Genomic DNA, 14,362 nt, shown 5'->3' with positions numbered 1-14,362 from the left:
TGAACGCCATTATTTTGTGCCTTGCGACACAGTCGCGATGCCGTGAGGAGCTGGGATTAAAATGTCCGACGACGAGATCATCCTTTCTGAACTTTCCGACGACGAGTTGGTGCAGCAGATGCACGACGATCTCTATGACGGTCTGAAGGAAGAGATCGAGGAAGGCACGCGCATCCTGCTCGAGCGCGGCTGGGCTCCTTACAAGGTGCTGACCGAGGCGCTGGTCGAAGGCATGCGTATCGTCGGCGAGGATTTTCGCGACGGCATCCTGTTCGTTCCCGAAGTGCTGCTGTCGGCCAATGCCATGAAGGCCGGCATGTTCATCCTGCGTCCGCTGCTCGCCGCCACCGGCGCCCCCAAGCAGGGCAAGATGGTGATCGGCACCGTCAAGGGCGACATCCACGACATCGGCAAGAACCTCGTCGGCATGATGATGGAAGGCGCCGGCTTCGACGTCATCGACCTCGGCATCAACAATGCGGTCGAGAAGTATCTCGATGCGATCGAGCAGCATCAGCCCGACATCATCGGCATGTCGGCGCTGCTCACCACCACCATGCCCTACATGAAGGTCGTCATCGACACGATGAAGGAAAAGGGCATCCGCGACGACTATGTCGTGCTGGTTGGCGGCGCGCCGCTCAACGAGGAATTCGGCAAGGCCGTCGGCGCCGACGCCTATTGCCGCGACGCGGCGGTGGCGGTCGAGACCGCCAAGGATTTCATGAAGCGCAAGCACAACGTGCGCGCTTCGGCCTGATCCAAGGCATCGGGACGACGAAAAGGAAGCCGCGCCTTGCAGCGCGGCTTTTTTGTTCCCAGATGAGGGACGCGGCTGCCGATCAATTGGCGACGGTGTCTTTGACCGCCCTCGCCGTCGATTTGACATCCTTGCCGACACCCCGAATGGTGTTGGCGCAGGCCGTGAGTGCAAGCGCGCAGGCAAGGATGGCGATCGGCGCAATGCGTAGCAGTTTCATGGACGGTGTCTCCCTCGACAGATAGATTAGCCCCGCAGCGAAAGCCGGTTCTACTTGGTCAAGACGAAAAAAACCAAACCGAATCAGACAGACAGGCTGCTCGTCATCGCCTGCGGGATGATTGCGCGTGAGGTATTGGCCGTCAAGGAACAGCTCGGGCTGAGCCACCTGGAATTGACCTGTTTGCCGGCGGAATTTCATTTCTATCCAGACCGCATCGCGCCGGCCATGGACAAGGCCATCGAGAAGGCCAAGGCGGACGGTTACGAACATATCTTCGTCGGTTATGCCGATTGCGGTACGGGCGGCCTGCTTGACCGTGTGCTGGAAAAGCATGGCGTCGAGCGCATGGCCGGCCCGCATTGCTTCGCCTTCTACCAAGGCATGGACGCCTATGCGAAGGTCGCCGACGACGACATGATGTCTTTCTACATGACCGACTTCCTGTGCCGTCAGTTCGATGCCTTCTTCATGAAGCCGCTCGGCCTGGACAAGCACCCGGAGCTGATCAAGGACTATTTCGGCAACTACGAGAGACTGATCTATCTGGCGCAGACCGATGATCCTGAACTCGATAACGTCGCGGAAAAAGCCGCTGCTCTGCTCGGCCTCGCCTACGAGCGCCGCTCGACCGGTTATGGCGATCTGAAGCCGGAGTTGGCGCGGGCCGCAACAAACGCCTGAAGGCGTCAGGCTGCTTCTTCCGCCGCCAGCGCCGTCAGCACGTCGGCAAAGCTCGTCCTGCAGGCAAAACCCAGCCTGTCCCTAGCCCGCGACGCGTCATAGACCCGGTCGATCGAGGAAAACATCGTCCAGCCCTTGCGCGCATAGAGGGCGGGAAATTCGGGATAATAACGCGCCACGACCGATGGAGCGTCAGCGATCAAGTCCGCGCAATCATCGGGCTGGAACGGCGTTGGCGCACAGACGATGAAGATGTCGAAGCCGAGCTCCGGCGCGTTCTCCAATGCCGCGACATGCGCCCGCGCCGCGTCGTCCACCGTCAGCCGCCGAAACAGCAGTTCGTTCGCCTTGGTGTTGGCGTCCGACTGTTCGATCGCATGCGCCATGTCGTCGGCTTCGGGAAAGAAGCGGGCCGTGCGGAGCACGACCACCGGCAGGCCATGCTGAAGATGGTAGAGGCGGCAAAGATGTTCGGCCGAGAGCTTGGTCAGGCCATAGATGTTGCGCGGCTCGGGCGACATCGCTTCCGTCAGCCACGCCGCCCTGCGCGCACCGCCCTTGAAGCCGTCGCGTATCGCCTGCGAGATCATCAGCGAGGTTGTGGACGTAAAGACGAAGCGTTGCACATTGGCCGCCACCGCCGCATCGAGCAGGTTTAGCGTGCCTTGCACGTTGGTCGCGATGAAATCGCTGTTGGCATGGCTTTCTATGTTGGGCTTGTGCAGCGCGCCGCTGTGAATGATGGCCTCGATCCGGTTTTCCTCAACGGCGCGCATGACGAGGTCACGGTCGGCAATCGAACCGACGATCCGCGTTTCGGCCGACGGAACGGGATCGAGGCCGGTGACGTCATGTCCAAGCCCACGCAGGAGCGGCGCCAACGCGCTTCCCAGCCAACCCGATGACCCCGTAAGCAAGATTCGCATTCGTCACACCATGAATTTCGACCGTGACGCTGTTAAGCACGGATGACAGGCGCCAGCGACCCGGTAAGTTATGCACCAGGCGGCAGCGGCGCCGTTCCAGACAAAACAGGGAATCCTTCGATGAACCTCCGCCCCTTGCTTGCCGTTGTCGGCCTGCTCTGCTGCACCTTGCCTGCCCTTGCCGACGGTCAAGTGCAGAAGCTGATCACCGCCGCCGACAAGGCGCGGCTCGACAAATATGGCGACACCCGCAAGGCGGCACTCGCCGAGGCAAAGGCGGGCAACCCCGCAGAGGTCAAGCAACTCGACGCGCTGCTGGCCAAGCCGCTCGTCGCCTTCTCCGACAAGGATCTCACCGGCAACTGGCGGTGCCGCACGATCAAGGTCGGCGGACTGAGCCCACTCGTGATCTATGGCTGGTTCAAATGCAGGGTCACCGATGATGGCTCCGGCTGGCGGCTGGAAAAGATCAGCGGTTCGCAGCGCACCCGGGGCCGCTTCTTCGACGATGGCGACAAGCGCTCGATCTATCTTGGCTCCGGCTCCGTCAACGACGACCGGGCAAAGCCCTATGGCAGCGGTCCGCAAACCGACCAGGTCGGTTACGCCTTCCGCAACAGCGCCAAGGAATGGCGCATCGAATTCCCCGCGCCCTACTACGAATCGAAGCTCGACATCATGGAGTTCAAACGCTGACCGGTCTTCATGCCCCGGTAAGGCTTCCGGCATACCAAGGATTAACCCGCCTGCCCTAAGGTCCGGCCACGTCAGCCGGTCCTTGGAGCATGGCAAGATCAATGGCAGCGTCGGAATCCAATCCGCGACCGATTGTAGTCGTCACCGGCGGCGGCGCGCATGTCTGGGCCATGATCAACGATCTCGCCGACCGCGTCGGTCCTGTCACCGTCGTCCTCGAAATCCCTGAATCTAAAAAACAATTGCTGCGCGGCCGCGCCCGACGCCAGGGCTGGATCTCCGCCATGGGCCAGCTCGGCACCATGGTGCTGAGCAGGCTTGGCAAACGGCTCAACGTCAAACACGCCGCCCGGTTGATTTCCGAGGAGAAGCTTGAAACGGAGCCTCGGCAAGGCCAGGTCATCGTCCATGTGGAATCCGCCAACGGGCCGGAATGCCTGCAGGCGATCGAGACGATCAAGCCCGGCGTCGTGCTGTTGAACGGGTGCAGGCTGATTTCCAGGGAGATGCTGGCCAAAATGCCTTGCCCGGTACTCAACTATCATGCCGGCATCACGCCGAAATACCGCGGCATGAATGGCGGCTATTGGGCATTGACGTCAGGCGATCCGCAGAATTTCGGCACGACCGTCCATCTGGTCGATGCGGGCGTCGACACCGGCGGCGTGTTGAAGCAGGTGCGCGGCAAGCCCAAACAAGGCGACACCATCTCTAGCTATGCGCTGCGCCAGGCGGCGTTTTCGCGCGACATCTGCGTCGAGGCGGTCAGCGATGCGCTGGCCGGAAAACTCGCAACATTCGATCCAGGGCTGCCATCGAAACAGTGGTACCACCCAACGATCTGGTTCTACGTCTGGACAGGGCTGAGAACCGGCATCTGGTGACGCATCCAGCCCCGCAAACAGCGCAAACTCCGCCGCCATACCACTGCATTGACCCCGTCGCGACATGGGTCGCAAACGAATAAACCCACCTTTCATTTTACGACATCCAAATGCGTCGCTTTTGAATGCGCGCGCGTCGTCCCATAACAAGCAGCCTTACGACGCTTGCGGCAATGCTCGGAATATCGAGGAGCGAGAATTCATGGCCGATCTTATCGTCGTCTACTGGCGCGACATCCCTGCCCAGGTCATCGTCAGGAAAGGTCGGCAGAACGCCAAGCGCGAATTGCCGTTGCGCTTCACCGAAGCCATCGACATGTGCGCCATGCGCACCGGCGCCGGTGGCACCGACGACTATCTCGCCGAATGGCGCAAGGCCGAACCGGTTCCGGTCGGTGACGATCTCGAAGCCGAGGTCGAAAAGGCTTTCCACGAGCTCGACGCGAAATACGACCGCGAGCGGCTGGTCGCTCTGGTCAAGGCGGGCGGGAAAGAAAATGTCTGACGAGAACCCGACGGTTACCCAAGCCACGTTGGTCAAGAAGGCTGCGCCGAAATCCGACTACAAGCCGGCCGACGTCTCACCGCAGCGCCGCGTGCAGCGCTCGTTCGCGGTGAGATTATGGTCCATTCGGCACTCGCGCCTGCTCGAATGGTTTTATGCCCGCTTCGCCGACATGTTCCTGCTGCTGCATCCCTTGTGGAAAGGCATCGGCTATGGCCGCGTCGAGGCCCCGGTGAAATTCATCGAGAAGCGCGTCAAGGGCTTTATGTTCGACTGCCGCATGTGCGGCCAGTGCATCCTGTCCTCCACCGGTATGTCTTGTCCGATGAACTGCCCCAAGCAGTTGCGCAACGGCCCTTGCGGCGGCGTGCGCGCCAACGGCAATTGCGAGGTCGAGCCCAATATGCCCTGCGTCTGGGTCAAGGCCTGGGAAGGTTCGCAGAACATGGTCAACTCCGACAGGATCCTCACCGTGCAGAAGCCGGTCGACCAGTCGCTGCGCGAAACCTCGGCCTGGCTGCGCGTCACCGCGCAGGCGGCGGCAACCCGCGAAGCCGCCGCCGCGCCAAAGACCGGAGCCGCCGCATGACCGGCCGTCAGCGTGACGAGAACCCAGCCGGCATTCACCTGCCGCTCGATCCCCTGCCCGGCCACACCTCGCGCGGCCGGCTGGAGCGCGTGCTGCGGCGCGGCGAATTCGCGGTGACCACCGAGCTCAACCCACCCGACAGCGCCGATCCCGAGGATGTCTACAACAGGGCGAAGATCTTCGACGGCTGGGTCGACGCCATCAACGCCGTCGATGCGTCCGGCGCCAACTGCCACATGTCGTCGGTTGGTATTTGCGCGCTGCTGACCCGCATGGGCTACGCCCCGATCATGCAGATCGCCTGCCGCGACAAGAACCGCATCGCCATCCAGGGCGACGTGCTGGGCGGCGCTGCCATGGGCGTCGCCAACATGCTGTGCCTGACCGGCGACGGCGTCCAGGCCGGCGACCAGCCGGGCGCCAAGCCGGTGTTCGATCTCGATTCCATGTCGCTGCTGGAGACCTGCCGCATCATGCGTGACAACGGCAAGTTTCTGTCCGGCCGCAAGCTGACGACGCCGCCGCAGCTGTTCCTGGGCGCTGCCGTCAACCCGTTCGCGCCGCCCTTCGACTTTCGCCCGATCCATCTCGGCAAGAAGATCGCCGCCGGTGCGCAGTTCGTGCAGACGCAGTATTGCTTCGATGTGCCGATGTTCAAGACCTTCATGCAGAAGGCGCGCGATCTCGGCCACACCGAGAAAGTGTTCATCCTGTGCGGCGTCGGCCCCTTGGCCTCGGCCAAGACGGCAAAATGGATCCGCTCCAACGTGCCGGGCATCCATATTCCGGATGCCGTCATCAAGCGGCTGGAAGGCGCCCAGGACCAGAAGAAGGAAGGCAAGCAGCTCTGCACCGACATCATCAACGAGGTGAAGGAAATTCCCGGTGTCTCGGGCATCCATGTGATGGCCTATCGCCAGGAGGAATATGTCGCCGAGATCGTCGATGAATCGGGCGTGCTGAAGGGCCGCCAGCCATGGAAGCGTGAAATCCGCCGCGACGACCAGATGGTCGCCGACCGGCTGGACCGCATCCTGCACGAAGATATTACAGAAACCCAGGTGGACATGGTGAAGACCGCGCATTGACCCGCGCGGAACGCACCATTCGCTTGATCGACAAGAGATAACGATATAAAGAACTCTTTATATCACGACGGAGAGATTTCATGACCCGGACCATCGTCGCCTCGGCGACACGAGAAATCATCATCGGCTTCGACCAGCCCTTCTGCGTGATTGGCGAACGCATCAACCCGACCGGCCGCAAGAAGCTCGCCGCCGAGATGGTGGTTGGCAATTTCGAGACCGTCATCAAGGACGCGCTGGAGCAGGCCGCCTGCGGCGCCACCATGCTCGACGTCAATGCCGGCGTCACCTCGGTCAACCCGAACGAAACCGAACCTGGTCTTTTGGTGCAGACGCTGGAAATCGTCCAGGGCCTGGTCGATCTGCCGCTGTCGATCGACAGTTCCGTCACCGCCGCGATCGAGGCCGCGCTGAAGGTCGCCAAGGGCCGCCCGCTGGTCAACTCCGTCACCGGCGAGGAGGAGAAACTCGAGGCCATCCTGCCGCTGGTCAAGAAATACAACGTGCCCGTCGTCGCCATCTCCAATGACGAGACCGGCATTTCGATGGATCCGGACGTGCGCTTCGCCGTCGCCAAGAAGATCGTGCAGCGCTGCGCCGATTTCGGCATTCCGGCGCACGACGTCGTCGTCGACCCGCTGGTCATGCCGATCGGTGCGCTTGGCGATGCCGGCCGCCAGGTGTTCGCGCTGCTGCGCCGCCTGCGCGAGGAGCTCAAGGTCAACACCACCTGCGGCCTCTCCAACATCTCCTTCGGCCTGCCGCACCGCCATGGCATCAACGCCGCCTTCATCCCGATGGTGATCGGCGCCGGCATGACCTCGGCGATCATGAACCCGGTGCGGCCGCAGGAAATGGAAGCCGTGCGCGGCGCCAACGTGCTCAACGGCACCGACGAGAATTGCACCAACTGGATCCGCACCTACAAGGACTACAAGCCGGCCGAAGGCGGCCATCCGGTGGCGGCGCCAACAGCGGTCAATGCGCCGGGCGAAGGCGGCGGCAATGGCGGCCGCCGGCGCGGTGGCCGTGAAGCCCGGATGGGCCGGGGATAAGCGCGCAATCGTGAATTCACCTGCAAACATTACCGATCCGCTCGTGCTGTTCATGCCGTCAGGCAAGCGCGGGCGGTTCCCTGTCGGCACGCCCGTGCTCGACGCCGCGCGTCAGCTCGGCGTCTATGTCGAAAGCGTGTGCGGCGGGCGCGCCACTTGCGGGCGCTGCCAGATCGAGGTGCAGGAAGGCAATTTCGCCAAGCACAAGATCACCTCTTCAAACGACCACATCTCGCCCAAAGGCCCCAAGGAAGAGCGCTACGAACGCGTGCGCGGCCTGCCCGAACGGCGCCGCCTCTCCTGCTCGGCGCAGATCCTCGGCGATCTCGTCATCGACGTGCCGCAGGACACTGTCATCAACGCGCAGACCATCCGCAAGGATGCCGACACCAGGGTGATCGCCCGCGATACGGCAATCCGCATGTGCTATGTCGAGATCGAAGAGCCCGACATGCATAAGCCGCTGGGCGATCTCGACCGGCTCAAGATCGCGCTGATGAAGGATTGGGGCCTCAAGAACCTCGAATTCGACTTCTACCTGCTGCCTCAGGTGCAGGGCATATTGCGCAAGGGCAACTGGACCGCCACCGCCGCCATCCACAAGGATGCCGACAGCGACATAGCGCGCGTCATCGCGCTATGGCCGGGCCTCAAGAACGAGGCCTATGGCCTGGCCTGCGACATCGGCTCGACCACCATCGCCATGCATCTGGTGTCGCTGCTGTCTGGCCGCGTCGCTGCCTCGTCCGGAACGTCGAACCCGCAGATCCGCTTCGGCGAGGATCTGATGAGCCGGGTCTCCTATGTGATGATGAACCCGGATGGCCGCGAAGGCATGACGGTTGCTGTCCGCGAGGCGATCTCCAGCCTCGTCGACAAGGTCTGCGCCGAAGGCAACGTCCAGCGCAACGACATCCTGGATTCCGTCTTCGTCGGCAATCCGATCATGCATCATCTGTTCCTCGGCATCGATCCGACCGAGCTTGGTGGCGCGCCCTTCGCGCTCGCGGTCTCCGGCGCGGTCCGCATCAAGGCATCCGATATCGGCCTCAAGCTCAACCAGGGCGCGCGCCTCTATATGCTGCCTTGCATCGCCGGCCATGTCGGCGCCGATGCGGCGGCGGTGACGCTGTCGGAAGGCCCGCATCGCCAGGACGAGATGATGTTGATCGTCGATGTCGGCACCAATGCCGAGATCGTACTCGGCAATCGCGCGCGTGTCGTGGCTGCCTCCTCGCCCACCGGCCCGGCCTTCGAAGGCGCCGAAATCTCAGGCGGCCAGCGGGCAGCGCCCGGCGCCATCGAGCGCGTGCGCATCGATCCCGACACGCTGGAGCCGAAATACCGCGTCATCGGCTCGGAACTGTGGTCCGACGAACCCGGCTTCCTCGACAGCGTGCAGGCGACCGGCGTCACCGGCATCTGCGGCTCCGGCATCATCGAGATCGTCGCGGAAATGTATCTCGCCGGCATCATCTCGGAGGACGGTGTCGTCGACGGTTCGCTTGCCGCGCGCTCGCCGCGCGTCGTCGCCAACGGCCGCACCTTCTCCTACGTGCTGAAGGAAGGCGAACCCAAGATCACCATCACCCAGACCGACGTGCGCGCCATCCAGCTTGCCAAGGCTGCACTCTATGCCGGTACCAAGCTGTTGATGGAAAAGCAGAACACCGAGCATGTCGACCGCATCCATTTCGCCGGCGCCTTCGGCTCCTTCATCGATCCGAAATACGCCATGGTGCTCGGCCTGATCCCCGACTGCGACCTCGACAAGGTTTCGGCCGTCGGTAACGCCGCCGGTGCGGGCGCGCGGATGGCGCTGCTCAATCGCGGCTACCGCCGCGAGATCGAGGAGACGGTGAGCCAGATCGAGAAGATCGAGACAGCGCTGGAACCGAAATTCCAGGAGCATTTCGTCTACGCCATGGCGCTGCCCAACAAGGTCGATCCGTTCCCGAAACTGTCGGCGGCGGTGAAACTGCCGCCACGCAAGACGGTGAGCGAGGACGGCATCGCCGGCGACGCCGCGCCGCGCCGGCGCTCGCGCGAGGGCCACGCGGCACGGCGCAGCCGCGAATAGGCCCGCCGGCCCCTCCCTCGATTTCATTTGTATGCAAATGTTTCCGGATCGAACCGATCCGGAAACCGAAACGCTGCTTCCGCGAAATCCATCCGATACATGGCAGGCGCATTTACCCCGCATCGAACGGCGGCCGAGGATAGTCCTTGGCCACCGCCGTTCTTCAAGGGAGATGAAAATGTCGATGTTCGAAAATCTCGGCCGCTTCGGTGTGACCATCAGGCAAGCCCATGCCAGGAACAAGGCGATCCGCGCGCTGAACAGCTTGCCGGCGCATGTCCAGAAGGACATCGGCTGGCCGGCATCGCCGCCGAACGATCCGCAGGTGACGCTCGCCTCGCTGCTTCTGGGTACGACGCGCTGATGACGTTCGCCGACAAATGCAAATTGCTCGGCATCCGCCGGGGATCTCGCACATCCCCGGTGGCCACCAGCAACCGATTGCGCGCGGCGCTTTTGCCGCGGCGCCGACGACAGCGCGCGGATCACACCAGCGTGTGGGCACAGCGTAAATCTTGACATTTTCGGCCAAGGCACGATCTTCGCTTGGAGGGGGAATTCTCTTAGTCGGCTGCCGCCGAAGTTCGTGTCTCCGCATGCCAAGTTTGAAAAGCCACGTCGTATCCTTCGTGCTCAGGCACAGCCGCAAGCAGGCCTTTTCCAGCCCGGAAAACCTGCGGCGCTGGATCGCGGCCGCGCGCAAAACCGAGGATCACCATCCACCGGCCGCGCTGCAGCAGCGTTACGACATCCAGACGCGCAGCGTGGACGGTTTCCCGGTCTACGAAATCGCTCCCAGGGCCGGAGAGCACAAGCGGATTCTCTATCTGCACGGCGGCGCCTATGTCTTCGAGATCACGCTCTATCACTGGTATCTGATCGCCGATATGGCCGACCGGCTGGGCTACGGCATCACCGTGCCGATCTATCCCATCGCACCGGAACACGATTTCCACGCCATGTTCGGCATGGTCGGCAATGTCTATCGCCAGATGATCGAGGAGACGGAGGCGGAAGAGATCATCTTCATGGGCGATTCCGCGGGTGGCAACATGGCGGTGGTACTGACCATGATGGCGGCGGAATGGGGCCTGCCCCTACCCTCGCGCCATGTGCTGATTTCACCCGGGCTAGACGTCTCGCTCGCAAACCCCGAAGTGTTCGAGGCGGAGCGAAACGATCCATGGTTGGGCATCGCCGGCGGGCGGGAGGCAATCCGGCTCTATAGTGCCGGCATGGATCCGGCAGACTGGCGCATCAGCCCGGTCTATGGCGATCTGTCGGTGTTGCCGAAGACATTGCTCCTCACGGGCTCCCGCGATCTTCTCACACCCGACAATCTGATCTTCGCACAAAAAGCCCGCGCCGCCGGTGTCGAGGTGGAGCTGGTCTACGAGGAAGGCATGTTCCACGTTTGGCCGCTGATTGACATGCCGGAAGCGCGGCGCGCGCGCCAACACATCGTTGCTTTCCTGCGCGAGAGCTCTTCGCCGATCGTTCAAGGCACGGCGGCAAGGTTCAAGGCGCCCTCCGCGGAGGCCGCAGAGCAGCACCTCCAGTCCGGGTATCCCGGATAATCAGAACTTGCCGGTTTCCCGGAACACTTCGAAGGTCGCGCGGATGTGGTCGGCGACGGCCTTGACCGGCGCGCTGGCGTCCGGCGCCACCACCATGGCAAGATTGTAAGTGCCGATATCGGGCATGCCGTCCTTCGGGCAGAGTTCGACCATGTCATTGCCGAGGAACGAACGCGGCAGCGGCGCGACCGCGAGGTCGGCCATGATGGCGGCGCGCTGGCCGGCCGTATGGGCGCTCATGTAAGCGACGCGGTAATTGCGGCCCTCGCGGCCCAATGCCTCGAGCGCACCGGCCCGCCAGGCGCAGCCTTCTTCCCAAAGCGAAACCGGCAAAGGTTCGCGCAGATGCGCGCAGCCACCCTTGGCGCCGGCCCACACGATCGGCTCGGTCAAAAGCACCTCGGCGCCGAGCGCGCTGGTCTTGTACGAGTTCGTCAACAGCGTGATGTCGAGCGCCCGGTCGTCCATGCGGCGGCGCAGATTGCTGCTCTGGTCGATGGTGACGTCGACGGCGATCGAGGGATGCGACTGCGCGAAACGTTTCAGCACATGCGGCAGCACGCGCTCGCCATAGTCATCGGGGGAGCCCAGCCGCACAACGCCGACAATATCGGGGATGATGAACTTCGACACCACCTCGCGGTTGATCGACAAAAGCCGGCGGGCATAACCGAGCAGCATTTCGCCGTCCGTGGTCAGCGTTACCGAACGCGCATCGCGCGCGAACACCGAGCGGCCGAGAATATCCTCCAGCTTCTTGATCTGCATGGAGACGGCCGACGGCGTGCGGAACACCGCATTGGCCGCAGTGGTGAAACTGCCGGTCTCGGCAATCGCCACGAAAGTGCGCAAAACGTCGAGGTCGAGCAGCGGCAGCGGATGATTGAGTGGGGCGTTCATGGCGATCAGCCTTCAATTTTTCTGATACAAAGCATCATTCCATTTCGTTTGATTGAACATCAGATCAGGAGCATAGTCAACTCCATCGAAGCAGCATGCTGCCAAAAGCGGTCACCAAACGACCACGGCGCAGACCTGCATTCGGCATGAAATGAAGCTGAAACAGACCTGACGTAACGCATTGCCGGCGCCTCCCGCGCCGCTGCAAAGGAGATCGAAATGTCTATCCTGTCGTCCCTCGGCCGCATCGCGACCGAATTCAACGCGGCCCGCGCCCGCTACCAGACCGAACGCGCCATCCGTTCCCTGCCGATCGAGTTGCAGAAAGATATCGGCTGGCCGGAAGCTTCCGACGCCAAGACCGGCATTCGCAATGGCGTCGGATCCTGGGCTGGAGCAAAGTAGATCGTGTGTACCCCGTGCTGAAGGCCTGCCGCGCAAACCGCCCGGCAGGCCTTCTCTATTTTATTTGTATTCAAACGAATTCAGGAGCCATGCCGCCGCTGCATGGCGCATATGAGCAAGCCGCATAGCAGCTCGTTTTTGAAGCTAACCGTCTGTAAATATTCGTAAAAATTGGGCACGACAGCTTCACTCTGCCCAAATTTGTCGCATTTGGTGTCGCTTTTCATATCAAGCGCTTCGCTTTTGCGATTTAGTTTCCGCTCACACAAGCCTATATCACCGTCAGCAAACGAGCTGCCCCACTCCATCAAGCGAAGGCGACCCGTCTGAGCAACCGATTGGAGATGATCATGAAGCTTTTTGCCCGCCTCTTCGCCCGCCGCGAAATGAACCTGACCACGGCGCTCGAGCGTCAGCGCCTCGCCAAGACCATGCCTGGCCAGACCGGCGCCATGGCTGCGGCGCGCCTCGGCTTCGTCGTCTGAATAAGACTAGTTCCAGGAAAATCGTGTAACGGTTTTCCGTTCGGGACTGCATAGAAACACAAAATACCTCCAGAGCCGCGCTCCCCTGCCACGGCTTCAGAGTTGACTGCCGCCGCTTCGGTCCGCCGAGGCGGCGTTTATTTTGTTGCGCTTCCATCGTCTTTTCACAACCTGACGGTGGCCTGGTTTGAGCAGCACCGCGCGGCGATTGTCCATTTGCGACCCATGTCGCAAATTTAATCTTGCCAAAGCCACCTAGCCGATTGACAGGAATGGTTTTTCCTGATGACGCTATGCTATTCGCGACATCCTGTTCGCGTCATGGCCAGATGAGGTTCCCCGTGAACGCCGTCAAGCATCCGATCAAGCGGTCGTTTGTGTTCTTCCTTGTTCCCGATTTCACCATGATCGCTTTTGCGACCGCGCTGGACCCGCTGCGCTCCGCCAATCGGATGCTCGGCTACGAGGCCTATCGCTGGCGCCTTGCCAGCATCGACGGCAAGCCGGTGCGCGCCTCCAACGGCGTCGAATGCGCCGTCAACACCTCGCTGGAAGAGGAACGCAAGAAGATGGCGGGGCCGGATCGTCCCAACATGGCCATCGTCTGCAGCGGCATCAATGTCGAACGCTACCAGAACAAGTCGGCCTTTGCATGGCTGCGTGAGGAATACAATCGCGGCGTCGCGGTGGGTGGACTGTGCACCGGTGCGCATATCCTCGCCTCCGCCGGGCTGTTGTCGAACAAGCGCTGCGCCATCCATTGGGAAAACCTGCCGGGCTTTTCCGAGGCCTTCCCGAAAGCCAATGTCTTTGCCGACCTGTTCGAGATCGACCAGAACATCTACACCTGCGCCGGCGGAACCGCCGCGCTCGACATGATGCTGAAGCTGATCGGCGACGATTTCGACGAGAACCTCGTCAACCGCGTCTGCGAGCAGGTGCTGACCGACCGCGTGCGCAGCCCGACCGACCGCCAGCGCCTGCCGCTGCGCGCCCGGCTTGGCGTGCAGAACTCGAAAGTGCTGACCATCATCGAACTGATGGAGGCCAATCTGTCCGAGCCGCTGTCGCTGATCGAGATCGCCGACCATGTCGACCTGTCGCGCCGCCAGATAGAGCGCCTGTTCCGAACCGAGATGGGACGCTCCCCTGCCCGCTACTATCTCGAAATCCGCCTCGACCGCGCAAGGCATCTCCTGATCCAGTCGTCGATGCCGGTGGTCGAGGTGGCGGTCGCCTGCGGCTTCGTCTCGGCCTCGCATTTCTCGAAATGCTACCGCGAACTCTATGCCCGCTCGCCGCAGCAGGAGCGCGTCGACCGCAAGCAATTGCTGGCGGCCTGACCCAAACCATACGCGCGGACGACCGAACCGTGAGCGGTTAGAGCGTTTCATGTTTTGACGGAAGCGTATCCGGCGTTTTCGAAGTAGTTCTTGCATTCGGCTGCCTCGATGGTTTCGACGAGGTGGCCGATGTGACGCCAAGTTTCCTCGATGGTTCGCTTCTGG

Annotated in this window: 17 protein-coding genes and 1 pseudogene; 14 read left to right on the top strand and 4 right to left on the bottom strand. The window is 62.1% G+C overall.

Translation table 11 applies throughout. The annotated features are described in order from the left end of the window. Window positions 1-61 precede the first annotated feature (61 nt). Window positions 62-760 carry a B12-binding domain-containing protein gene (locus EN804_RS32270; RefSeq protein WP_032930649.1) on the top strand — a complete coding sequence of 233 codons (699 nt, stop codon included), beginning with the start codon at window positions 62-64 and terminating at the stop codon, window positions 758-760. Window positions 761-842: 82 nt separating this feature from the next. Here EN804_RS32270 and EN804_RS32265 read toward each other — a convergent pair whose 3' ends face one another. Further along, window positions 843-980 (bottom strand): entericidin A/B family lipoprotein, encoded by a 138-nt coding sequence (locus EN804_RS32265; protein WP_019858698.1) that lies wholly within the window; start codon window positions 978-980, stop codon window positions 843-845. Window positions 981-1,034: 54 nt separating this feature from the next. Between EN804_RS32265 and EN804_RS32260 the strand changes: the two genes are divergently transcribed. After that, on the top strand, window positions 1,035-1,664 hold the full coding sequence (locus tag EN804_RS32260) for a DUF1638 domain-containing protein (protein WP_135880611.1): 630 nt from the start codon (window positions 1,035-1,037) through the stop codon (window positions 1,662-1,664). 5 nt (window positions 1,665-1,669) lie between these two features. Here the strand turns inward: EN804_RS32260 and EN804_RS32255 are convergent, their stop codons facing one another. Continuing rightward, complete coding sequence (locus EN804_RS32255) at window positions 1,670-2,590, bottom strand: NAD(P)-dependent oxidoreductase (protein WP_135922125.1); 921 nt, start codon at window positions 2,588-2,590, stop codon at window positions 1,670-1,672. 120 nt (window positions 2,591-2,710) lie between these two features. On the opposite strand from EN804_RS32255, the gene EN804_RS32250 reads away from it, so the two are divergent. The 9 genes from EN804_RS32250 to EN804_RS32210 all read left to right on the top strand — a co-directional run bounded on the left by EN804_RS32250 (window position 2,711) and on the right by EN804_RS32210 (window position 11,064). Next, entirely contained in the window at window positions 2,711-3,286 is a 576-nt protein-coding gene (locus EN804_RS32250) for a DUF4893 domain-containing protein (RefSeq protein WP_135922124.1), read from the top strand. Window positions 3,287-3,387: 101 nt separating this feature from the next. Then, window positions 3,388-4,170 carry a formyl transferase gene (locus EN804_RS32245; RefSeq protein ID WP_127278055.1) on the top strand — a complete coding sequence of 261 codons (783 nt, stop codon included), beginning with the start codon at window positions 3,388-3,390 and terminating at the stop codon, window positions 4,168-4,170. A gap of 202 nt (window positions 4,171-4,372) precedes the next feature. Then, a complete protein-coding gene (locus EN804_RS32240) occupies window positions 4,373-4,675 on the top strand; it encodes a virulence factor (protein WP_127871527.1) in 303 nt (100 codons plus the stop codon). Beyond that, window positions 4,668-5,264 (top strand): methylenetetrahydrofolate reductase C-terminal domain-containing protein, encoded by a 597-nt coding sequence (locus tag EN804_RS32235; protein ID WP_135922123.1) that lies wholly within the window; start codon window positions 4,668-4,670, stop codon window positions 5,262-5,264. Before EN804_RS32240 ends, EN804_RS32235 begins: the two co-directional genes overlap by 8 nt. Continuing rightward, the gene (locus EN804_RS32230; RefSeq protein WP_127278052.1) at window positions 5,261-6,352 is read left to right on the top strand and encodes a methylenetetrahydrofolate reductase; all 1,092 of its coding nucleotides are present in this window, start codon (window positions 5,261-5,263) and stop codon (window positions 6,350-6,352) included. The genes EN804_RS32235 and EN804_RS32230 overlap by 4 nt, the downstream gene beginning before the upstream one ends. Window positions 6,353-6,432: 80 nt before the next feature. Further along, window positions 6,433-7,407 (top strand): methyltetrahydrofolate cobalamin methyltransferase, encoded by a 975-nt coding sequence (locus EN804_RS32225; protein ID WP_135866672.1) that lies wholly within the window; start codon window positions 6,433-6,435, stop codon window positions 7,405-7,407. Continuing rightward, window positions 7,358-9,487 (top strand): ASKHA domain-containing protein, encoded by a 2,130-nt coding sequence (locus EN804_RS32220; protein WP_135880616.1) that lies wholly within the window; start codon window positions 7,358-7,360, stop codon window positions 9,485-9,487. Before EN804_RS32225 ends, EN804_RS32220 begins: the two co-directional genes overlap by 50 nt. 178 nt (window positions 9,488-9,665) lie before the next feature. Beyond that, window positions 9,666-9,851 carry a hypothetical protein gene (locus tag EN804_RS37445; RefSeq protein ID WP_167531375.1) on the top strand — a complete coding sequence of 62 codons (186 nt, stop codon included), beginning with the start codon at window positions 9,666-9,668 and terminating at the stop codon, window positions 9,849-9,851. Between the two features lie 232 nt (window positions 9,852-10,083). After that, a complete protein-coding gene (locus EN804_RS32210) occupies window positions 10,084-11,064 on the top strand; it encodes an alpha/beta hydrolase (protein WP_135922122.1) in 981 nt (326 codons plus the stop codon). On the opposite strand, the gene EN804_RS32205 is transcribed toward EN804_RS32210, so the two are convergent. Further along, complete coding sequence (locus EN804_RS32205) at window positions 11,065-11,964, bottom strand: LysR substrate-binding domain-containing protein (RefSeq protein ID WP_015317416.1); 900 nt, start codon at window positions 11,962-11,964, stop codon at window positions 11,065-11,067. Window positions 11,965-12,183: 219 nt separating this feature from the next. Here EN804_RS32205 and EN804_RS32200 point away from each other — a divergent pair, with 219 nt between their 5' ends. The 3 genes from EN804_RS32200 (at window position 12,184) to EN804_RS32190 (ending at window position 14,197) form a co-directional block, all read left to right on the top strand. Then, complete coding sequence (locus EN804_RS32200) at window positions 12,184-12,369, top strand: hypothetical protein (protein ID WP_127280941.1); 186 nt, start codon at window positions 12,184-12,186, stop codon at window positions 12,367-12,369. 350 nt (window positions 12,370-12,719) lie between these two features. After that, on the top strand, window positions 12,720-12,854 hold the full coding sequence (locus tag EN804_RS38755; protein WP_135922121.1) for a hypothetical protein: 135 nt from the start codon (window positions 12,720-12,722) through the stop codon (window positions 12,852-12,854). A 404-nt stretch (window positions 12,855-13,258) separates the two neighbouring features. Beyond that, a complete protein-coding gene (locus EN804_RS32190; protein ID WP_348630721.1) occupies window positions 13,259-14,197 on the top strand; it encodes a GlxA family transcriptional regulator in 939 nt (312 codons plus the stop codon). Between the two features lie 47 nt (window positions 14,198-14,244). Here EN804_RS32190 and EN804_RS32185 read toward each other — a convergent pair. After that, window positions 14,245-14,362: pseudogene (locus EN804_RS32185) on the bottom strand (IS630 family transposase); the annotation flags it as partial.

This window comes from Mesorhizobium sp. M8A.F.Ca.ET.161.01.1.1, assembly GCF_004792105.1.
Lineage (GTDB): Bacteria > Pseudomonadota > Alphaproteobacteria > Rhizobiales > Rhizobiaceae > Mesorhizobium.
Note: the sequence above shows the minus strand (reverse complement) of the source record. Positions and strands in the feature narration are given on the sequence as shown.